We start from the raw sequence: 20,365 nt of genomic DNA on the forward strand, positions 1-20,365 counted from the left end.
CCCTTCAATGGTACCGAATGGCCACATTAGCGCCTTTTCAGGCGATAACGCACGAGATCCAGAACCCAGACCAGAAGCATGACAAGGGCCGCGATTCCGAGATTGAAGAGCGCTCTACCCGCCGCCTCTGCTTCTCCAAGAATCAACTCATAGCCCCCATACAGCCAGGCGGGTATCCACCAGTCCGTGAATTCGGGCGATTCGACCGGCGTGAGCAACAACGCCACCAAGGCAGCGAGTAAAAGGGTTCGCACCCCATAGAAGGGCAGATATCGGAACAAACGCTTCATCATGTAAAAGAACACAACGAAAGCAATGGCGTAGGCGGCCCAGAAAATCCCGTAGGCCAATTGTGCGTCAGTATCGATCATTAAATAATCCAGTGAATGATGTGTTCTTCCCAGTCCTCTTCAGGCACCTGATCCTCCGGAACGACCTTGCCCCGGATGGACACACCCGCCTCATGGACCGTGGCAGGGTCTCCGCTACGCAAGGGATGCCAGTCCGCCAGCGGCCTGCCTTCGGCCAATGTGCGGTAAGCACAGGTGTATGGAAGCCAATGGTAGTCGGTGACGGTATCGGCTGTCAGCACTGTACAACCGGGCACCTTCTTCAGCCGCTCGGAGTATACGGTGCACCGACAGGTTGCTTCATCCATGTACCGGCAGACCAGATCGGTGTGATAGACCTCGCCCGTGTCCTCGTCTTCAAGCTTGTTCAGGCAGCATTTGCCGCACCCGTCGCACAGGGATTCCCATTCAGCCGCACTCATTTCTTCGAGGCGTTTTCGCTGCCAGAAGGGAATCTGGGCTATCATCGGTCGCGACGCTCCAGCTTTTTCCGAAAATCAACCACGTAACTGTCCTGCTCCTCGGGCATTTGCAGGTAGAAATCCTTCTCTGCCAGCGCGTCCAGTACCTGTTTGCCTGTGGTCCGCGCCAATTTTCGATCCGGCGTCATGACCAGGTCCATCGAGTGTACCGGCTGGCCGAAAATCCCCCGGAGACTCTCCGGTAGATCCTCCCAGACCTGCCCACGACGCACAAAGAGATAGGTGTTGTTTTTCTTGCTGCTGCGGAAAACAGAAACAAATTCCCGTTCTTTCATGATGCCAGTAATTCCTCGATGTCGGCCCTCGCGGGTGCCAGAATTTCCTCACGCCAGCCCTGAAAAAACGGCTGATCAGCCAGATTACGTTCCTGGACGACTTTCTCCAGGCGCTTTCGCGGCGCCAGCAATTCCACCGGTATGTCCGCGTCTTCGGCAGACTTTACAAACAGGCGCTTCAGCAACTTGAAGTACGCTTGCTGATCACGGGTTAACGGGGGCGCTATACGCTGGAGGCCGGAATTATCCGCGGTCCGGCCTTTTTCGACAAGTTGCAGCAGGGTGTCGCCGTACCGTCGCACCGCCCCCGAAGGAACGCCCTGAATGTTGGAGATTGCTCCGATCGACTGAGGCATTTTCTCCGCAATGGCAATCAGGAGGGGATCGGCCAGTACCCGGTTACGGGGACGGTCACGGCGCTGGCACTCCTGCTCGCGCCAATGCACGAGTTCCCGCAAGACACCTTGCTGCTGCGGCGTCAGCGTCCATCCCCCGCGTAGCTTCAGGTAATGATTACGGGGATCATCCTGCTGGCCGAGCTCGGTGGCAAACCGCTCAGATTCCTCGGTAAACGCCGATACGAGACCCCGCTCCTGCAAACGCTCCAAGAGCCACCGATACATCGGTTCAAGGAACCGAATATCATCGACAGCGTATCGTTCCTGGGCCGCAGACAATGGCCTTGCCAGCCAATCGGACCGGGTAGCGGATTTGTCCAGCGTTGCTCCGAACAGGGATTCGACCAGGCGCGCATACCCCAGAGAAAAGCCAGCTCCCGCCATAGCCGCGCCAATTTGAAGATCCAGAACGCCTTGGGGCTGTATGCCCAGCCACTGACGGAACAGTTCCAGATCTTCACTCATGGCGTAAAGCAATTTTGGCGTTTCCGGATCCTCAAGCACTTCCCGGAAACGGGCCGAGGCCTCTGCCACCTCAGGATCAACGAGGCGAAAGTCCCCCTGGAAGCCGAGCTGGACCAGGCCGGGTATGGGGTAGAAAGTGTTCACACGCTCAAATTCGGTGTCCAGCGCCAAGGGCTCACCCCTGACATTTTCAAGCCACTGGTCCAGCGCCGCGGGTTCCCGAAGCCAGTGAATGGTGTCTGGCGACGGGGGAACGTCAACAGCCGGATTCGAACCTGTCATAAAAGAGCCTGGTGTTGTTTTATTCGGAGAGTGGTTTGCGTCCGCGGAAAGCGTGCGTCAGGGTAAAGCCGTCTACATAACCCAGCTCGCCTCCCACTGGAATGCCGTGGGCAAGGCGAGTGATGAGGATATCGCGACCATCGAGCCGATCGGCAATGTAATGGGCGGTAGCTTCGCCCTCTACCGTCGGGTTGGTCGCCAGTATAAGCTCGGTGATGCCCTCCGCGTTCACACGATTAATCAAGCGCTCGATGCCGATTTCTTCCGGGCCCACCCCATCAATGGGCGAAAGATGGCCCATCAGGACGAAATAGCCACCGCGGTAGTCGCCAGCTTGTTCAATGGCCAGCAGGTCAGAGGGGCTCTCAACCACGCAAAGTGTACCGGTGCGTCGGGCGGTATTGTCACAGATTCCGCAGATCTCGGTATCCGCGAAATTCTGGCAACTGTCACATCGCCTCACGCCAGTCATGGCATTACTCAGAGCATCCGAAAGCCGGCTGCCACCTGTGCGCCCCCGTTCCAGCAAGTGAAACGCCATGCGCTGAGCGGTCTTTTGCCCTACTCCAGGCAAGCACCGAAGCGATTCCACCAGTTCATCTACGAGCGGGCTGAAGGCCATTAGACATCCTCAAACTTCCAGACAACGAAACGCACAGGGTTCAGAACGGCATCTTGAAGCCAGGGGGCATGCCCATGCCGGACATCATTCCGGACATCTTGTCCTTCTGGTTCGCTTCGACCCGTCGTACGGCGTCATTGACAGCCGCCGCCAGCAGGTCCTCCAGTATTTCTTTCTCTTCCGACAAGAGCGAGGGATCAATTTCGACCTTGCGCACATCGTGACGACCGTTCATGGTCACTTTGACCAATCCGGCACCCGCTTCGCCGGTGACCTCGGCCCTGGCAATCTCTTCCTGGGCCTTCTGCATCTCTTCCTGCATCTGCTGGGCTTTTTTCATCAGGTCGCCCATGTTGTTCATCATGCTGTTACCTCCTGCTTGTCTCGATTGGCCGGATACTGTCTTCGACTACCCGCGCCTCAAAACGTTCAACGATCGACTGGACGGCCGGATCCTTGCGGATTGCCTCTTCCGCCGCCTGTTGGCGGGCTTTCCGCTGACGTTCCTCGTAAGCCGCTGGCGTATGAGGCCCGGGGTCACCGGGCTCCACACGTAATTCAGTGGTAGCACCAAAACGATTTCTCAAGCCAGCCAGAATCTTTTCTTCGTGCCTTTCGTTCAGAAGACGCGCATGCCCGTCATCGATAGTCAGGACAACGGTATCACCTTGCCAGGACAGCGCTCCATGGCTGGCCAAATTTCCCGGCATGCCCACAATACCGAGCGATCTGAAATCACGCTCCCAGACAAACTCGCCTTCCAACTGAGGCAAAGACACCTCCTTTGGAGCTGCCGGGGCTTCGGGTTGATCCGGAAGCGGCGCGTCAACCTCGTCCCGCTCGTCGGCCAGCGAGGGTCCGGAATCAGGCACGGGCTCGGAGGTATCGTCCGGGAGGCGGGACTCCGACGGGACACTGGCAACGTTCGGTTCCGGTTCGGTTACCGACTCAGCGGCCGCTTGGGCATCGAGACTGGCAAGCCAGGATTCGTCGTGCGATTCGTCGATACTGTGTGCTGGTGTGGGCTGTGGGGGTTCACCCGCACGCTTCGGCGCCTCCTCAACAGCCTGATGAACAGGAGCGCTATCTTCTGGCTCCGGTTCAGGAGCAGGTTTGGCCGCAACGTGTACTGACGACTCAGCCGTTGAGGCGGGCGCAGGGTCGGGTTCATCGAGGGACGACCGCCCCCCGGATTGCCCACCAGAACTCACAGCGGGCGGTCCCCGTCGATCGGCACCCGGCCGGAAGGCCAACATTCGCAGCAGAGTCATCTCAAAACCCATGCGCGCGTCCGGCGTCACAGCCAGATCCTTGCGTCCCATGAGCGCAGCCTGGTAGAAAAGTTGGGCGTCTTCGGCACTCAGCTTTCGGGCCAGCGTCTGGACCTGGGCGGCATCCCCCAGGGCATTGTCTGCACTGCCGGGCACGACCTGTTCCATGGTTACCCGATGGAACAGAGACAAGAGGTCGGCAAGAATGACACTGTAATCGGGTGCGAAGTCGGAGATGCGATTGATCTCCGAGAGCAAACCAGGGCCATCCCGGTCCACCAGGGCATTAACCAGCCGTTCTATATCACGCTGATCGATGGTACCGAGCATATTGCTGACGTCGCTTGCCGCCAGTTTCTGGTTACCAAAGGCAATGGCCTGATCGGTCAGACTGAGAGCGTCACGCATGCTGCCATCGGCCGCTCGGGCCAACAGCCATAGCGCAGGTTCTTCAAACGGGACCTGCTCTTCGGTCAATACGTGCTGGAGATGACCCGCAATGTGTTCCGGGGTCATTCGCTTCAGATTGAATTGCAGGCAGCGGGACAGCACCGTCACCGGGAGTTTCTGGGGATCGGTGGTAGCGAGCAGGAACTTGACGTGTTCCGGGGGCTCTTCCAGGGTTTTCAGGAACGCGTTAAAGGACTGGTTGGTCAGCATGTGGACCTCGTCAATGAGGTACACCTTATACCGACCGCGGGTGGGCGCATACTGAACGTTGTCAGTGAGTTCCCGCATGTCGTCCACGCCGGTTCGCGATGCGGCGTCGATCTCAATCAGGTCAACGAACCGCCCCTCCTGGATCTCCATGCAGCTTGAGCACTCGCCACATGGCCTGGGGGTTATTCCCGTCTCGCAGTTCAGGCACCGTGCCAGCAGCCGGCCAATGGTGGTTTTACCGACACCCCGGGTACCGGTAAACAGGTATGCATGGTGCAGGCGCTGATTCTCCAGGGCATGAATCAGTGCCTGGAGAACATGTTCCTGGCCCACCATGTCTTCAAACGTGCGGGGGCGCCATTTGCGGGCAAGTACCTGGTAGCTCATGATCCGTCAACTGCAGTGAAAAACGGGCTTAACCTTAGCATGGACCCGACTTGAGAAGAAGCAAAGATCGACCGAGAACGTGCACTGAAAAAGCGTTCAGACCGTAGAAAATCAGAGAAGTAGAAAAAAGACGGGGAAACTGGGGGTGACCCCACCAGCGACACTCCGGCACACAATTCCACCGCTGCGGCTGCTCCCTTCCGGGCCTGACCGGGTTCACGGTTTCATGTTGCGGAGGCACCAATGGGGCCACCATAACGGCGTTTCAGGACAATTCCCTGAAAGCGGCGCGCATAGTAGCAAAAGGGTTTGCTGACTACAACGACATTTCCGAAAGTCGGCAATAGGACGCTTCGTTAAAGCGGCAGGGGCACTTCATCCTGTCGGAACCAGCACGCCAGACTGTACCGCGTGCGATGGGCGGGCAGAACCTCGTGAGGAATCTCTTCGCTCAGAAACAACGCCATTCGACCCGCTTCCGGCAAAACCTGGCCACAGATTTCGTTCTCGCTGTCCCGGTTGAATACGCGCAGCTCCCCGCCGTCCTCGGCTCGCCAATCGTCATTCAGATAAAGTACCAGGCTGACGACACGGGAGGCGCGCCCCCGGAAGCTGTCCAGGTGCTTTTTGTAGAAGTCACCCGGATGATAGGTCGCATAATGGCTCTCGAAGCGTTTCAGACCCAGGAACAACCTTTGATTGAGCCCGGAGCGTATCTCTTCAAAGAACTCAAAAAGAGAGGCCTGGGGCACTGTGGCACCCTGGAGCCAGGCAATTCGATCCCGGCGAACGGAACGGTCTCGCACGAGCTCGCTGCCTCGACCGACCCCGGCACTTTTCATGGCATCCGACCGATCCAGCACTGCCACCTCTGAAGCCAGGGCTGCCAATAAGGCCGGACCAAGCCGTTCGCGGACATCCAGCGTCATCCAGCCGTGTTCACTAAGTCCATCGGCAACGTCCTCCAGCCATTGATGATCGATAGGCCTGCGGTTGGCTGCTTCCGACTCCACAGCACAGTCGCCATTAGCGACGACACCCATCGCCGTATCAGAATTCTTCTGGTCGAGTCGCGGGGCGGTGATGGGAATAACAACTGACTGATCCATTGAGTGCTCCCTGTGTACCTGGTCGTATTTTATTCGCAGTTCTCGCCGGGGAGGGAGTTTTAATTTACTCTCTGTGTAAGCAAATACCGTTAACCCAGAAGATCTAGATCCGAACCATGTCTGAAAGCAGTAACCGACCGCCACTCTCACTCTCTCCCGGCCAGTGGTCCTTTACGCGCTGGAAAACCATCGGGCAACTCGAAGCGTTGGATGTTCACCACCCCCTATTCCGGGCGACCATTTTTCTGCAAGGGGCTCACCTGACCCACTTTGCACCCCGGGGTGAAGCCGACTGGCTGTTTCTCAGTGACACCGCACGCCTGGAGCCGGGGCGAGCCATTCGGGGCGGAATTCCGGTGTGCTGGCCCTGGTTCGGAGATCCTGCCAGAAATGCGCCGGAAGTCCGGAAAAGGATTCACACGGACAGCGCCCACGGTTTCGCCCGAACGGCCCTCTGGAAGCTGGAGGACGTTCGGGAAAGTGCTCACGAGGTTGAAATCAGTCTGTCACTTGACGCCAACGAAGATTTCGCGGAAGTGTGGACCGGCCACGCGATTGCCCTCATTACCTTCAGCTTTTCCATTCGCGGCTGCCAGGTGGCGCTGACGACGACCAACCTCGGTAGTGATCCATTGGCGTTCAGCCAGGCCCTGCACAGCTACTTCCCCACATCCGACATTTCCAGGAGCCGCGTCCTGGGCCTGGGGAGCAGCAACTATATTGATACCCTCAGAAACTGGGAGTATTTCAGCCAGGAAGGCCCTGTGTATTTTGAAGGGGAAACCGACAGGATTTACGAGAGCGGAGAACCTTTGACCATTGTCACACCCGCTGGCAGCCGCAAGCTCAAGTCCGTGGGGAGCGACTCCACCGTCGTCTGGAATCCCGGTCCTGACAAAGCTGCTCGACTGTCGGATTTTCCGGACCATGCCTGGAAGAACATGCTCTGCGTCGAGACAGCCAATGCCATTGGTGATTATCGGGTGCTCTATGAGGGCCAGAGCCACACACTCGGCGTTCTGATCGGACGCTCCTGAATTTACGATAACATCCGAAAGCCAACAGGGAGTCAGCATGAGTCTGGCATCGTTTTTGAAATCCAGGCTAATTCCTGAAGATCTGGAGCAACACGTTAATCGCATTCGAAAACCCATCGGAACATTGGGTTACGATCCCTGGGGTTACAACAACGAAGCGATCAAGTATGGGCTTGCTCTAACCAGGCAGATCTATGAGAAATACTTTCGCGTCCAGGCCCACGGCGTCGAGAAGATCCCGTCGGAGGGCCCTGTGCTCATCATCGCCAACCACAGCGGCCAGCTTCCGATCGATGGCCTTCTGATTGGCTACGCCCTGGCATCACGCAAGGAAAATCCACGCATGCCAAGGGCTATGATTGAGCGGTTCTTCCCAACTGTGCCTTGGCTTGGGAACCTGCTCAATGAGGTAGGCGCCGTGCTCGGAGATCCGGTGAACTGCGCCAAAATGCTGGCCAACGATGAAGCCGTCATTGTTTTCCCCGAGGGCATTCGGGGTTCCGGCAAACTGTACCGCGACCGGTATGAGCTAAAGCGTTTTGGCAATGGTTTCATGCACCTGGCCATGAAGTACAAGGCACCAATCGTTCCGGTAGGCGTAGTGGGCTGCGAAGAAACCATTCCAGCCATCGCCAACATCAAGCCACTGGCCAGGACGTTGGGCATTCCCTATGCGCCGGTCGCCCTCCCCGTTGTCCTGCCGGCCAAGGTGCACCTTAACTTTGGTGATCCCATGTACTTCGATGACCTGGAAATCCCGGAAGAACAGGTCACCGAGCGGGTTGAAAAGGTGAAAGCCGAGATAAGCCGGCTGATTGACAAAGGATTGAGTGAACGGAAAAGGCTTTTCTGATGACACAGCATCGCAGACCTCACATTCTTGTCACCGGCGCCGCCGGTGCGTTGGCCCAGCAGGTCATCAACCAACTTCGCGACCACTGCGACCTCGTCGCTGTCGACTTTCGGGAGCAGGTATACCTGGGTGACGATATCCCCAGCTACTGCATTGATTTCAACAAACGGGTATTCGAAGATCTGTTTCGCCGCTATGAGTTTGATGGTGTCATTCACCTCGGCAGGATCATGTCCAGCCAACTCACCCGCATGCGTCGATACAACGCCAATGTGCTGGGGACCCAGAAATTGCTGGACCTGAGCCACAAATACGGCATTAAACGGGTTGTCGTACTGTCCACGTTCCACGTGTACGGCGCCGTCGCCTACAACCCCGCGCTGATTGATGAATCGGCGCCATTGAAAAGCGCCGGTCTGAGTGCCGACCTGGTGGATTCCGTGGAACTGGAGAACCTCGCCAACATCTACCTGTGGCGCTATCCGGAGCTCAACATCACCATTCTGAGGCCGTGTAACATTGTCGGTCCCGGTGTGCGGAACACCATCAGCACCCTGCTCGCCAGTGAACGAGCTCCCGTATTGGCGGGTTTCTCACCCATGATGCAGTTCATCCACATAGACGATATGGCAGACGCCATCGTGCTGGCCTACAAACGACCTGTCCGGGGCGTTTTCAACGTTGCGCCGCAAGACTGGGTTGCCTACCAGCACGCCTTGAAACTGTGCAATTGCAAACGCATCCCGATACCCTCGGTGCCGCCCGCGCTCCCCTCACTGATCCTGCGTACCTTGAAGCTGAGAAGTTTTCCTTCTTACCTGATGGCGTTTTTCAAGTATCCTGTCGTAATAGACGGCAGAGCATTCGCCAAAGAGTTCGGGTTCAGCCCCAAGCGACCGCTCAAGGAAATCTTCCGTTTCTATCGGGACAACAAGAAACCGGTTTAGTGTCCCGGCCGTCAGGGATCAGATGACATTCACGCAGGATGCGAGGGATGGTAAGCGACTTTAGCGTTATCAGCCATGTGGCAGCGGCCCTGACCTTTGGTCTGCTGGCAATTCTTGTCGCCACCCGATATGTCAGGCGTGACGTCGATCGCGCCCTGTTTTTGGCGGCCATTGTCACGACTGTCTGGTCGTCAGCTCTGGTTATGCAGAGCCTGCTGGGGTACCCCGGCTTTTTTATCCGGTACCTGCTGGAGCTTCTTCGCTACGCAGCCTGGATCCTTCTGCTGTTCGCAATGCTACGGAATGCCTTTCGTCAGGGCAGCCTGACCGGGCAGCTCAAGCAGGTCCTTGGGGTATCCACCACGATCCTTCTGTTTCTCCTGCTCGGCTTCGGAATCCTGGAGTACGTTTTCGGCCTTTCCATTCTGAATGGCAAGACACGCCTTCTCGGGCAGATTGCGCTGTCCCTGCTCGGCCTGTCACTGGTCGAACAAATCTGGCGAAACTCCCCGGGATTCGGCCGCTCAAGCATGAAATACCTATGCATCGGCGTAGCTACCCTGTTTGCGTTCGATTTCTTCATGTACGCGGATGCCTTGCTGTTTGGCCAGGTGGCGGATTCGTTCTGGAACGCCCGCGGCTTTGTGAATGCCCTCCTCGTGCCGCTGTTCGCCATCAACGTGATCAATACCCGGAAACAGCCCGTTGATTTTCAGTTGTCCCATGCAGCCGTCTTTCACGCCGGCACACTGATCTTTGCCGGCGCCTACCTTCTTTGCCTTGCGATCGGTGGCTATTATGTCCGGGTTCTGGGCGGAGATTGGGGGGATGCTCTTCAGGTCCTGTTCTTCACCATTTCCCTTGCCTTCCTGGCAACGCTGATTCTGTCTCGCCGAATTCGCGCCAAGCTGATGGTGCTGATCAGCCGGAACTTCTTCGACTACAAGTACGACTACCGGGACGAATGGCTGAAAATGACTCGGGAGCTTGCCAATCTGGGCGACGAACCGCCTCTTCCCGAACGGGTAACTCGAATTCTCGCCGGCCTGGTCGAAAGCAATGCGGGTGCCATCTGGCTCAAGGGAGAGCACGAGAGTTATGTCCTGAAAGCTTCCGTCAATCTCTCACCGCCCCGGTACACCGTCATAGACAAGGATTCTGAGCTGGTCCGGTTTTTCAAGCACCGGGAATGGGTGGTCGACCTCAGGGAATACCGGAACGACCCGGTAAGCTACGACTTGCTGGAGATTCCCGATGCCATTGCCAAGATGCCCGATGCCTGGCTGATCATCCCTCTCTATTTGGGCAATGAACTCTATGGCATCGCCATGGTTGGGAACCCTTACGCCAAAGTAGAGCTGAACTGGGAGAATTTTGACCTCGTCAAAGTGGTTGCCAGGCAGACCTGCAACCTTCTGGCTCAAGCGGATGCCCAGCACCGGCTGTCACGCGCTATGCAGTTCGAGGCGGTGAGCAAGGCATCAGCCTTCATGATCCATGACCTGAAGACGGTCATTGCGCAACTGTCATTGCTGGTCAAGAACGCCTCCAAGCACCGGACGAATCCGGCGTTCATCGATGACATGATCAACACCACCGATCACGCGGTCCGTAAGATGTCGAACCTGGTGGATCACATGCGAAGGCCGTCAAGTGATACCGGTGGCGAACTCACGGAGCTGGATTTGACCGGCCTCGTCAGGGACCTTCTTGAGGATTTCCGTAGGCAGCGCCCGGTTCCGCACCTCGAAGGTGATCCGCCAAAAGCCATCATTCTCGCAGACAGTGAACAGTTACGGAGCATTCTCGGACACCTGATTCAGAACGCACAGGACGCGACTCCTCCAGATGGAGAGATCACCCTGACTCAGAAGATTTCAAAGGGTAACGTTGTGCTGTTCATTCAGGATTCGGGTTGCGGGATGACCGAAGAATTCATCAACTACCAGCTGTTCAAGCCCTTCGAAAGTACGAAAGGCCTGGCCGGAATGGGAATCGGGGCGTTCCAGGCCCAGGAGTACATGCAGAAGTTGGGCGGACATATTGACGTCACCAGCGAGCCCGGTGTCGGCTCCTGCTTTTCTCTCCGGTTCCCCCTTGCCGAAACCGCCCTTGATGTCGAGGAAGAGGCGCCCGAACAATCACTTCCGGGAGAAGGGCAGCCCAGAGAGAGCGCCAATTAATCGTCGTTTTTCATTAACAGTCGACTGAATCATTGCAAAGTGTCAATCTTAAGTCGAAAATCAGGTATAGGACACTTCGGGAAGACAGTGTCTCGATTGTTAAACAGGGTATACGAACAAGGGAATTGTTGCTGTCGTGACTAGACGACTATTGATTGTAGAGGACGATCCAGGCCTTCAGAGCCAGATGCGCTGGTGTTTCAGTGATGACCTGGATATTACCGTTGCTTCTGACCGGGAATCCGCCCTCGCCGCGCTCAGGCGAGTGGAACCCGACGTAGTGACACTTGACCTCGGCCTTCCACCAGACCCGGGAGGCGCAAGTGAGGGCTTTGGCTTACTTGAAGATATTCTCCGACTGGCAAACACGACGAAAGTCATTGTCGTGACCGGTCGTGAAGACAAGGAGAATGCCGTCAAGGCCATAGGCATGGGCGCCTGTGACTTTTACCAGAAGCCCCTGGACGCCGAGATACTCACGTTCGTCGTCAACCGGGCGTTCAGACTTGCCGAGCTTGAGCGCGAAAACCAGGATCTGTCCAGGCAACGAAACGGCACCAACATCAAGGGTATTGTTGCCGCAAGCCCCCAAATGCTCAGCATCTGCCGCACCCTGGAAAAAGTGGCCCCCACCGACGTCACCACATTGATCACTGGCGAAACCGGTACCGGCAAGGAATTGCTGGCCCGTGCGCTCCACGATCTTAGCCACCGTGCCAGAAAACCTTTCGCTGCCATCAACTGTGCCGCGATTCCGGAAAACCTTCTGGAAAGCGAACTCTTCGGGTTCGAAAAAGGCTCCTTCACCGGGGCGACCCACACCAAGAAAGGCAAAATTGAGAGCGCCAATGGCGGGACGCTGTTTCTGGACGAAATTGGCGACATGCCTATGGCTCTCCAGGCGAAACTGCTCAGATTCCTGCAGGAGCGGGTCGTCGATCGAGTCGGCTCTATTCAGCCGATTCCGGTCGATGTGAGGGTGGTGTGTGCTACCCACCGCAATGTTAAGACACTGATTGAAAGTGGGGATTTCCGCGAAGATCTCTACTACAGGATCAGCGAGATAACCCTTGATGTACCCGCCGTGAGGGAGCGGGACGGGGACGCATTGGTGATAGCCCAATCGCTGCTCAAAGCCCTGAGTAAAGACATGGACCGCCCCAACCTCAATTTCACCGAGGATGCCATTGATGCCATCAATAGCTATGCGTGGCCGGGCAACGTCCGAGAGATGATCAACAAACTAAAACGGGCCACGATCATGGCCGACGGTAAACGAGTCACCGCCGAGGATCTCGAGCTCCCGACTGAAAATCCGACGAGGGACCACCAACTGAACCTGCGACAGGTTCGTGAGAATGCAGAACGCCAGGCCATCATGCAGGCGTTGAGGACGTGCAACTTCAATATTGCCCAGACGTCGAGATTGCTTGGTGTGACCCGACCGACGCTCTACAACCTGACGGATAAATACCGGATCGGGACATCGACCGAGACGTCAAAGACCTGAACATCAGGATGTTCATAATAGGACCCGAAAGGAAAAGGACCAGGGCCATGAAATCAGTTTTAGCAGTACGTGCCACCTTCCTCTCCCTCTTTATTGCCTTGTCACTCGCAGGCTGTGGGAGTGACGACAGTGACATGTCCCAGACAGACATTCAGTTTCTCAGCCACCTGGACCAGTCCCGGTTCTTTCAGCGCCAGGGAGAACTCAAAGCCAGCACCCAGGAGGCACGAAGCGCCATCGAGCTGAAGCCGAACAATCTCGAGCCTTACTTCCTGATCATCGACAACCTCCTGACGGCCGGAGACGCAGTGAATGCAGAGCGCCAGTTGACGCGATTGATGGAGCGTATTTCCGAGAAAGACGTCAGCGACGCAATCCGGAACCGAACCAGCCTCATTTTGGCAGAAGCCAAACTGAAACAGGGTAAATTAGACGACGCGCTGCAAGCCCTGGGCAAACTCTCCTCGCCTGATACCGACACCAAGATCAAAGGCCTTCTGCTTAAAGGCCAGATCCTTCTGGCGTCCGGTCAAACTGACCTTGCGCAACAGGCCTATGAGGAGGCCCGTTCAATCGATCCTGCCTCTGTTGAAGCATTGATTGGCCTTTCCAAAGTTGCACTCGCCTCGGGGGACAAGGAGAAGGCCCAAACGTGGGTGGCGGAAGCCGAAGAAATAAACAAGGAAAATGCCGAGTTGTGGCTGTGGAAGGCACAATTTGCCCACCTCGAAGAAAACTGGCAGCAAGCCGAAGACGCCTACATCCGGGCACTGGAAGATATCGGTCAGTTTGACGTGATGACCGCCCGGAAGTACGCCACCATTTCCGCATTGATTCGTGTGCTCCGGGCCCAAAGCAAGTTCTCCGAGGCTTATGTCTATGAAGAGATTCTGGCCAAATCGCCGCCGGGTAAAATTCGTAGCAACCTGATTGCGGCAGACGATGCGCTTCGGGAGGGCGATCTCACGAAAGCCGAACAGTATCTTGAAGAGATTCTGGCGCAGGCACCGAACCATGAACAATCCGTTCTGATGCTCGGTCTCGTTCGTTTCAGGCAAGGCCGTGCCGAAGAAGCGCAGGAACTGCTGGCCCCGATCGCAAGCATGGGGAACTCCGAAATCGCCAGCAAAATGCTGGCAGCCACGATGCTGCAAATGGGTAACCCGGAGGGAGCGCAAACGACACTGGCAGAGCTGAAAAATGGAGACTCCGACCCCGAAATCCTTACGCTGGTGGCCATTGCGGCGCTGGAAAATGGAGACGTGAAAACGGGCGAAGCGCTGATGGAGAAGGCGCTGAGTATCAACCCTGACAACCATGAACTCAGGTTGCGTTATGCCAGCTATCTCAATCAACGGGGCGAGCATGAGCGGGCAATCATGCAGGCGGAACAGGTCAGCAAAGAGGCGTCGGACCTGGACAGGGCCCGTGGCATTATTGTTCAGGCCCATCTGGGAGCCGGCGACAAGAACGCGGCTATCCAAACGGCCGACAACTGGATTAAAGCCAAGCCTGAAAGTATTTCTGCGTTGATTACCCGGGGCAACCTTGCAATCAATGAAGGCGACCCAGAGGCTGCGCGCACGTACTTTATGAGCGCACGGGAGAGAGCACCGCAGTCCGTCGCCCCCGTGGTTTCCCTTGGTAAGCTGGCCCTGATTCAGAATGACCGAACAGAGGCCCAGAAACAGTTCGAGATGGCCGCCCAGATGGCTCCGGACAGCGCTCAGGCGCTGCAGGGATTAATTGCTGTTCAGGACAGGACCGAAACCCAGCAGTTCATGCGAGACATCCTGGACCAGCACCCGGATGCCACCGGCCCTCGCTTGATACTCCTGGAAATCGCTCTGCTCGACAACGACAGCGAAAGCTCGAATAACCTCACTGCCTCGCTGCTTGAGCGGTCCGACGAAGATACGCCGGCTCCTGCAGAGCATCTGGTCGCAGACATCTACAGTAACGTCGTGTCGAATCTGAAGAGCTCTGGAAATAGTGAACGGGCAGATTCGGTACTTGAACGCGCACGCATTCTGTTTCCGGACAATGAGCAGATTACACTTCAGGCAGCCCAGCAGGCTTTCGAGAATAACCGCTCCGACGACGCCATGACCATTCTCAATGAAGCCAGGGAACAGCATCCTAACTCGCCCCACCCTTACCTGACGGAAGCCAGGTTCCGTGAACGCGAAGCCGAGTACCAAAAGGCCGCCGAACTATACCGGGAAGCACTTGGAAAGGTATCGAATGCAGACACGGTCACCGGCTACGTCAGGAACCTGCAGCGGTCCGGGCGGACCAACGACGCGCTCGCCTATCTGGAGTCTGAGTTGGGTGGCTCCCCGAATAATACCCAACTGCGCCTCAACCTCGCGATACTGCAGCAATCCACCGGTAAGGAGAGCAGTGCCAGGTCCAATTACGAGGTGTTACTGGAATCAATGCCGGACAACACCGTGGTTCTTAACAACCTGGCATGGCTTTACCACAAGACCGGCGACGACAGAGCCATCGTGCTGGCCGAACGCGCGTACGAGCTCAGCCCGGACAATGCGGCCATTGCGGATACGTACGGCTGGATCATGTTGAAATCCGGGAATCATCGCGAAAGTGTGCCCGTTCTCGAGAAAGCTCACGAACTTCAGCCGGACTCCGAAGAAATCGCCCGACACCTCGCCGAAGCTTACCGTGTCGTCGGCATGGACTCCGCCGCCCAGAGGATCCTTAAGAAGTTCGGCGAACAGGGGTAAACGCCGACATAATACCGGGACTCGCAAAGCCTGTGATAAGGTGCCATTTTGGGGTATCTTTAGGGTGCTTTTGCCAGAAGACGGTCTAAGTAAAAGGAACTTATGAGCGCCAGTCCCGGTTTTTCCCGCCATTACCTCTGGGTACTTGCTTTCCCATTGCTCGCCCTCGCCCTGTGGTCGGAGTGGCAGGATTTTTTCCATCTCTGGTATGACTCCATTATCTATAATCATGGGTATCTGGTCCTTGCCGGTACGGTGTATTTGCTGTTCGTCCGACGACATGCCCTTCAAACGCTAACCATCAATGGCTCACCCACAGCGATTATTCTCCTGGCAGGCGCCAGCGCCGGCCTGCTGCTCTCCCAGGCTGCAGATATACAAGTCCTCCGCCTCCTGCTAACGCCCATACTGATTCTGCTATGGGGCTGGTCGATCTGGGGGCGAGCTTTCCTGACCGTGGCCGGCGGTCCGATCATGCTCCTGTGTTTCGCCGCCCCTATCTGGGACGACTTCTCTCCCTTACTGCAGCACATCACGGTTTTCTTCAACGATATCTTCCTGCAGATCGCCGATATCGACGCAACAATCAATGAATTCCTGATCACGCTCGAGGTGGGTGCGTTTCTGGTTGAAGGCGGTTGCAGCGGCGTGCGCTACCTCATGGTCGCGCTTTTTCTTGGCGCCTTCTATGGGCAGCTCTACTACCGTTCATTCAGGTCAAAGGCCATCCTGGTCATTACCGCCGGTCTGTTTTCTCTGCTGGCAAACTGGATACGGGTCTTCGGGATCATCGCTGCAGGCCATTACACCAACATGGAGACCTCACTGGTCAAAGATCACGAGTTGTTTGGCTGGGTGATATTCGTCATCTTTACCCTTATTCCGGTCTTATTCGTGTCGTCCAGGCTGGAAGACTCATCAGGAGCAAAGCCGACGAGCGCGGGCCCCAAGCAAGTCCCCTCACCTATTTCCGGGAAACACACATCCGCGCTCTGGCCCATCGGTGCATCCGTTCTCATCATTTGGCCGGCTATCGTTCCCATCGCGCTTCAAGCAAAAACCGAAAAGGTCGCGCAATCCTGGAATCCGACGCTGGCGGAAGGCACTTCAGACTGGCGGGGGCCCCTGAAACACGCCAATGTCTGGCAGCCCGAATTCTCGGATCCAGACATCGATCTCAGCGGCGTGTACGTGTCCGATGATCTCAAGCAGGTCCAGTTACAGATTACCGGTTACCGCAATCAAACCCAGAACAAAGAATTGATCTTTTACAAGAACCAACTGTTTGACAGCTCTGACTGGCAGCTTGTTTCATCGGCAAAGCGTGAACTCGGGAATTCCTACAGCCGGAGCCCGGAACGGATCAACGAGACCGTTATCCGCAACAAACAAGACCGGTCACAGGTGATCGTGTGGTCCTGGTACGATGTGGGGGGATTCCTCACCGATTCCAAACTTGAGGCCAAGGTGGCAGGCGCCTTGAAGAAGATAACGGGGGACAGTCGCGGAGCACTCTGGGCCCTCGCTGGCCGCTGCGAAGTATCACACCAATCCGGGTGTGAACAGCAGCGACAGGCGTTCACACAGTTTCTGGATGGCATTCTGCAGTAAGGAGGTCTCAGCTCGCGCTGGGAATCCGGCTGGTCTCAGACGTTTCCTCAAGTTGGAACTCGTTGATCAGCGCGGCCAACACCGGCTTGTCCCGCTCCGACTTGTTCTCAAGGTAGTCGGTGATGATGCCCTCTCGAATCCGACGCCAGGTAGCGCGTTTGGCCTGAGTGGTGAACCTGTCATGGAGATAGAGCTGCCCTTTTGACGTTAGCTTGGTGGGTCGACATCGCGAATGCTCGAGGTCCGAAATAGCACCTATCATCATCTCGACGCCCAACCTCACCACTTTTTCGTAGAGGCTGTTCGGGTTGTCGTCTGCGGTAATAGCCGGCCTTCCCTGGTACACCACGTCACCATCGTCCACGCCCTCTGACACGAAGTGAACCGTCGCCCCTACACGCTCAGGTTCCCGATTGTGAATAGCCCAGTCCGTCGTGAACAGCCCCCGATAGAACTGGGATAACCCACCATGCAGATTCAGGACGCCATGGGTGGGTACGGCCAGGAGCTCCGCTTTCATAATTGAGGCACCACAGACAGCGATCACATCGGGCCTCAAAGAACGGATCCAGTCACGATATTCTGGAGCATTTATGGCGTTCACCCCCTGGGTACGCAGCACCGCCACATCGTCAACCGGGCTTAGAAAATGCCCCTCCTCGCCGAAGTCGAGGGCATTCTCCGCCCGGTTGTAATCCTGCTTACCCTCGACCAGTTTTCGGTCCAGCACCTCCCATACTTTCCGGGAGAAAATGGCGGGATTGCCTGCGTACTTGATTGCCTTGTTGAGAAGCGGGGATTGGTCCCTCTCAGGAATCTGGTTCTCAATAACAACCCCAACAACGTTGAGGGATTTCATCAGCTGATTCGCGAAAAAAATATCGGATTTATCCTGACTGACCACGACCACTGTACGCATTGTTCCAATCTCCTTTTGGTGAACTCAGGCAGTGCGAAGCCTGGTTTTGGTCGATCTGATGGCCCGTTTGATGACAGGAATCACACGACATTCCACAAAGTAGAGAGTCCTCAGTTTCAGGCTGTCCCCAAACAATTCCACCGAACAGAAATTTCGATAATCACTGGTCCATTTACTCAAATACCAGTAGTCATCGGCACAGGTGTAGTACTGTCGGTAAAGGCCATTCTCGAAGAGATTTTTCAGTGCGGCATACTCAAGAACTGATCCAGGTGAATACGCTTTGAACCGTTCGTCGTAATCGGCCCGAATCGGGTAAACAACATCGTCGAGCGTCAAATGAAGTTCAAAGGCCACCGGTGTCGTTTTATGACGAACGATCCAGGCACTCAAATCACCCGACTTTCCGAATGATCCCACGAGATTGAGCAGAAAATGCCGGCTTCGCTGATTCGACCTGAGATCGTTACCAATCGAGGACTTCCAGCTGTTCGCCGAAATCTCGATGAGTTCGTCAATGATGGGTTGATCGGCGCCGGTTATTTTCTCGTGGTCAATGGTAAAGTCGCCCTCGCTCCTGAATCGGTTCAGTTTGTGATTCAGGCTTTTCTTCAGGCTTCGCGACTTCGATTGGTAAAACTCCTCCCAACTGCCTTCAATGTCGACGACCGGGGTCTTTAAACTGGGTTTTTCCAGCACCCTTTCATGGCCCGGCTTTGTCCTGTCCGTGAGAAAACGCCTGAGCTCGCTCGCCTGATCTATTTTGAAGAACAGCCCCAGCTCTCGGGAACCGATGCGTGTCAGCGCGGAATAGACGGCTTCAGAATCGGAAGGTGTTAACGAGGCGTCAACAATGATGGATGAATAGGGGCTGTGACCATTTGCTGCCAACTTCAACAGTGTGATGGGAATACCGCGATAGCGCTCTCGCGTACGAACGAGTGGCGCTATCCCAACCAACTCCCCATTGCTGTAGGCACACCTGAACTCCATCTCCATATCGACGGCGAAGGCTTTCCACCAAGCAAGTAACCAGCCATGAGTCAGTGGCAGAGGAGCGGGAGCCAGTTTCGCGACAAATGCATCCCATTCTGGCTGTATGCGACTGAATTCCTCCTCCCCCCGGATGATTTTTAACTCCACAGTGTCAGGTTTTCCCGCCGATAGATGAGTAGTTAGTGACAGTCATGAGAAACTCTCCTATCCAGAAAACCGCCATCGTTTGTTCTCGCGGGGAGAATGAATCATTCCTGTCATTGGCTAGCGCTGTTCCCGGACTAAGCCGCCGATAGCCGGTGCTTAACCTTCCGAAGCTGGTCCAGTACATCGATAGCCCGGCGCTTGATCCAGAAGTCCAGTAATGGCTGATTCAGCCAATCTTTGAGGCTGTTCTGGAGCCAGAAGTAGTTGACCGACACGTTCCGCCCCTCGGCCTCAATGAAGTGCCAGGTTCCGGCCGGAATGAAAAGGGCCTGACCTTCTTCCAGCCAGCCGGACAGGCCTTTTGCCTGGCTCAGTTTCGGGAATCGACTGAAGTCGGGACTCTGACAATCGACCTTGCTGTCCACCACCCGATTTTCCAGGAGAGCTTTCAAACTGAAAGGGCTGTATGGATACATGCAGTCGCTTTGATCAGGCGAAAACAGAATGAATCGCTTCCGTCCTTCCAACATCATTAAAAGGCTATGGGTTTCATCGTAGTGCAGGAGGGACTTGTTTTGTCCCGGTCCGATGTAGAGGTTCGAAACCCGGAATCCCGACTCTGGAACGAAAGCCGGTAACGATACATCGATTTCGGACGGCAGATCGTCCGATACGCCTTGACCTCTCAATGGTTCAAGCGCGTACCCATTGTGTGTTGTCTCCATGACCTGATTGAAATCAGGCATCGGGATACGTTCGAAGCCAAGGTAATGATAAATCCCATCTTCAGACTTACGCTGAATCCGGATGGATTTCAGCGAATTCCTGAAGAACTCATAGTCCCAGTTTCGCGTAAAAGGCAGCGCCTCCCTGACCCCATCCAACAACACAGGCTGACGTTTCTGGATATATCGGATCAAGCCATCCTGTTCAGAAGGAAAAGGAATCGTTTCAACAGGTTTTGGCGTAGCTAGATCAAATAAGTTCATCATGACATCCCTTTTCAACGAACTGTGACTGTCCTGATTCCCCTCAAAGCCAAGCCCTGCTTTGCAAATGGGGAAGGACAATTTAACGATATGCCATGGCCCTGAAAGCTGCAAGCTCAACCAGC

General features: G+C 55.9%; 18 protein-coding genes and 1 other RNA gene. 7 read left to right on the top strand and 12 right to left on the bottom strand.

Annotated features, from left to right (window positions below; translation table 11 throughout):
• Positions 1 to 26: 26 nt before the first annotated feature.
• From KXD86_RS02770 to KXD86_RS02810, 9 genes are all read right to left on the bottom strand, one after another.
• The gene (locus KXD86_RS02770; RefSeq protein ID WP_218634561.1) at positions 27 to 371 is read right to left on the bottom strand and encodes a hypothetical protein; all 345 of its coding nucleotides are present in this window, start codon (positions 369 to 371) and stop codon (positions 27 to 29) included.
• A complete protein-coding gene (locus KXD86_RS02775) occupies positions 371 to 817 on the bottom strand; it encodes a YcgN family cysteine cluster protein (RefSeq protein WP_218634562.1) in 447 nt (148 codons plus the stop codon). Before KXD86_RS02775 ends, KXD86_RS02770 begins: the two co-directional genes overlap by 1 nt.
• A complete protein-coding gene (locus KXD86_RS02780; RefSeq protein ID WP_218634563.1) occupies positions 814 to 1,107 on the bottom strand; it encodes a YcgL domain-containing protein in 294 nt (97 codons plus the stop codon). The genes KXD86_RS02775 and KXD86_RS02780 overlap by 4 nt, the downstream gene beginning before the upstream one ends.
• A complete protein-coding gene (gene rnd / locus KXD86_RS02785) occupies positions 1,104 to 2,252 on the bottom strand; it encodes a ribonuclease D (RefSeq protein WP_218634564.1) in 1,149 nt (382 codons plus the stop codon). The genes KXD86_RS02780 and rnd overlap by 4 nt, the downstream gene beginning before the upstream one ends.
• A 19-nt stretch (positions 2,253 to 2,271) precedes the next feature.
• Positions 2,272 to 2,874, bottom strand: coding sequence for a recombination mediator RecR (gene recR / locus KXD86_RS02790; protein ID WP_218634565.1), 603 nt, complete (start codon positions 2,872 to 2,874; stop codon positions 2,272 to 2,274).
• Positions 2,875 to 2,914: 40 nt separating this feature from the next.
• Positions 2,915 to 3,238 (bottom strand): YbaB/EbfC family nucleoid-associated protein, encoded by a 324-nt coding sequence (locus tag KXD86_RS02795; protein ID WP_218634566.1) that lies wholly within the window; start codon positions 3,236 to 3,238, stop codon positions 2,915 to 2,917.
• Positions 3,239 to 3,242: 4 nt separating this feature from the next.
• Positions 3,243 to 5,192, bottom strand: a complete 1,950-nt coding sequence (gene dnaX, locus KXD86_RS02800; RefSeq protein ID WP_218634567.1) for a DNA polymerase III subunit gamma/tau — start codon at positions 5,190 to 5,192, stop codon at positions 3,243 to 3,245.
• A 149-nt stretch (positions 5,193 to 5,341) separates the two neighbouring features.
• Positions 5,342 to 5,438: signal recognition particle sRNA small type (ffs, locus tag KXD86_RS02805), an RNA gene on the bottom strand.
• A gap of 110 nt (positions 5,439 to 5,548) precedes the next feature.
• Complete coding sequence (locus KXD86_RS02810; RefSeq protein WP_376770963.1) at positions 5,549 to 6,121, bottom strand: 2OG-Fe(II) oxygenase; 573 nt, start codon at positions 6,119 to 6,121, stop codon at positions 5,549 to 5,551.
• A gap of 296 nt (positions 6,122 to 6,417) precedes the next feature.
• Between KXD86_RS02810 and KXD86_RS02815 the strand changes: the two genes are divergently transcribed.
• From KXD86_RS02815 to xrtA, 7 genes are all read left to right on the top strand, one after another.
• Positions 6,418 to 7,338, top strand: coding sequence for a D-hexose-6-phosphate mutarotase (locus KXD86_RS02815; protein ID WP_218634569.1), 921 nt, complete (start codon positions 6,418 to 6,420; stop codon positions 7,336 to 7,338).
• Between the two features lie 37 nt (positions 7,339 to 7,375).
• Complete coding sequence (locus KXD86_RS02820) at positions 7,376 to 8,191, top strand: lysophospholipid acyltransferase family protein (protein ID WP_218634570.1); 816 nt, start codon at positions 7,376 to 7,378, stop codon at positions 8,189 to 8,191.
• On the top strand, positions 8,191 to 9,138 hold the full coding sequence (locus KXD86_RS02825) for an SDR family oxidoreductase (protein ID WP_218634571.1): 948 nt from the start codon (positions 8,191 to 8,193) through the stop codon (positions 9,136 to 9,138). The genes KXD86_RS02820 and KXD86_RS02825 overlap by 1 nt, the downstream gene beginning before the upstream one ends.
• 47 nt (positions 9,139 to 9,185) lie before the next feature.
• A complete protein-coding gene (gene prsK / locus KXD86_RS02830) occupies positions 9,186 to 11,321 on the top strand; it encodes an XrtA/PEP-CTERM system histidine kinase PrsK (RefSeq protein ID WP_218634572.1) in 2,136 nt (711 codons plus the stop codon).
• A gap of 136 nt (positions 11,322 to 11,457) precedes the next feature.
• Positions 11,458 to 12,831: a PEP-CTERM-box response regulator transcription factor gene (prsR, locus tag KXD86_RS02835; RefSeq protein WP_218634573.1), complete on the top strand. Its 1,374-nt coding sequence runs from the start codon at positions 11,458 to 11,460 to the stop codon at positions 12,829 to 12,831.
• A gap of 47 nt (positions 12,832 to 12,878) precedes the next feature.
• On the top strand, positions 12,879 to 15,578 hold the full coding sequence (locus tag KXD86_RS02840) for a tetratricopeptide repeat protein (RefSeq protein WP_218634574.1): 2,700 nt from the start codon (positions 12,879 to 12,881) through the stop codon (positions 15,576 to 15,578).
• Between the two features lie 102 nt (positions 15,579 to 15,680).
• Positions 15,681 to 17,189: an exosortase A gene (gene xrtA, locus KXD86_RS02845; protein ID WP_218634575.1), complete on the top strand. Its 1,509-nt coding sequence runs from the start codon at positions 15,681 to 15,683 to the stop codon at positions 17,187 to 17,189.
• Between the two features lie 7 nt (positions 17,190 to 17,196).
• Here xrtA and KXD86_RS02850 read toward each other — a convergent pair whose 3' ends face one another.
• The 3 genes from KXD86_RS02850 to KXD86_RS02860 form a co-directional block, all read right to left on the bottom strand.
• Entirely contained in the window at positions 17,197 to 18,108 is a 912-nt protein-coding gene (locus KXD86_RS02850; protein WP_218634576.1) for a formyl transferase, read from the bottom strand.
• Positions 18,109 to 18,132: 24 nt separating this feature from the next.
• Complete coding sequence (locus KXD86_RS02855) at positions 18,133 to 19,251, bottom strand: GNAT family N-acetyltransferase (RefSeq protein WP_218634577.1); 1,119 nt, start codon at positions 19,249 to 19,251, stop codon at positions 18,133 to 18,135.
• Between the two features lie 134 nt (positions 19,252 to 19,385).
• On the bottom strand, positions 19,386 to 20,243 hold the full coding sequence (locus KXD86_RS02860; RefSeq protein ID WP_218634578.1) for a cupin-like domain-containing protein: 858 nt from the start codon (positions 20,241 to 20,243) through the stop codon (positions 19,386 to 19,388).
• Between the last annotated feature and the right edge of the window lie 122 nt (positions 20,244 to 20,365).

Origin of the sequence: Marinobacter arenosus (assembly GCF_019264345.1) — a bacterium.
GTDB lineage: Bacteria > Pseudomonadota > Gammaproteobacteria > Pseudomonadales > Oleiphilaceae > Marinobacter > Marinobacter arenosus.

What these genes read in the sequence shown, in the direction of transcription:
- KXD86_RS02860 (WP_218634578.1), bottom strand. Translation starts at nt 20,243, where the DNA reads ATGATGAACTTATTTGATCTAGCTACGCCAAAACCTGTTGAAACGATT.
- dnaX (WP_218634567.1), bottom strand. Translation starts at nt 5,192, where the DNA reads ATGAGCTACCAGGTACTTGCCCGCAAATGGCGCCCCCGCACGTTTGAA.
- KXD86_RS02820 (WP_218634570.1), top strand. Translation starts at nt 7,376, where the DNA reads ATGAGTCTGGCATCGTTTTTGAAATCCAGGCTAATTCCTGAAGATCTG.
- KXD86_RS02810 (WP_376770963.1), bottom strand. Translation starts at nt 6,121, where the DNA reads ATGACGCTGGATGTCCGCGAACGGCTTGGTCCGGCCTTATTGGCAGCC.
- KXD86_RS02795 (WP_218634566.1), bottom strand. Translation starts at nt 3,238, where the DNA reads ATGATGAACAACATGGGCGACCTGATGAAAAAAGCCCAGCAGATGCAG.
- recR (WP_218634565.1), bottom strand. Translation starts at nt 2,874, where the DNA reads ATGGCCTTCAGCCCGCTCGTAGATGAACTGGTGGAATCGCTTCGGTGC.
- rnd (WP_218634564.1), bottom strand. Translation starts at nt 2,252, where the DNA reads ATGACAGGTTCGAATCCGGCTGTTGACGTTCCCCCGTCGCCAGACACC.
- KXD86_RS02780 (WP_218634563.1), bottom strand. Translation starts at nt 1,107, where the DNA reads ATGAAAGAACGGGAATTTGTTTCTGTTTTCCGCAGCAGCAAGAAAAAC.
- KXD86_RS02775 (WP_218634562.1), bottom strand. Translation starts at nt 817, where the DNA reads ATGATAGCCCAGATTCCCTTCTGGCAGCGAAAACGCCTCGAAGAAATG.
- KXD86_RS02840 (WP_218634574.1), top strand. Translation starts at nt 12,879, where the DNA reads ATGAAATCAGTTTTAGCAGTACGTGCCACCTTCCTCTCCCTCTTTATT.
- xrtA (WP_218634575.1), top strand. Translation starts at nt 15,681, where the DNA reads ATGAGCGCCAGTCCCGGTTTTTCCCGCCATTACCTCTGGGTACTTGCT.
- KXD86_RS02825 (WP_218634571.1), top strand. Translation starts at nt 8,191, where the DNA reads ATGACACAGCATCGCAGACCTCACATTCTTGTCACCGGCGCCGCCGGT.
- KXD86_RS02815 (WP_218634569.1), top strand. Translation starts at nt 6,418, where the DNA reads ATGTCTGAAAGCAGTAACCGACCGCCACTCTCACTCTCTCCCGGCCAG.
- prsK (WP_218634572.1), top strand. Translation starts at nt 9,186, where the DNA reads ATGGTAAGCGACTTTAGCGTTATCAGCCATGTGGCAGCGGCCCTGACC.
- KXD86_RS02850 (WP_218634576.1), bottom strand. Translation starts at nt 18,108, where the DNA reads ATGCGTACAGTGGTCGTGGTCAGTCAGGATAAATCCGATATTTTTTTC.
- KXD86_RS02770 (WP_218634561.1), bottom strand. Translation starts at nt 371, where the DNA reads ATGATCGATACTGACGCACAATTGGCCTACGGGATTTTCTGGGCCGCC.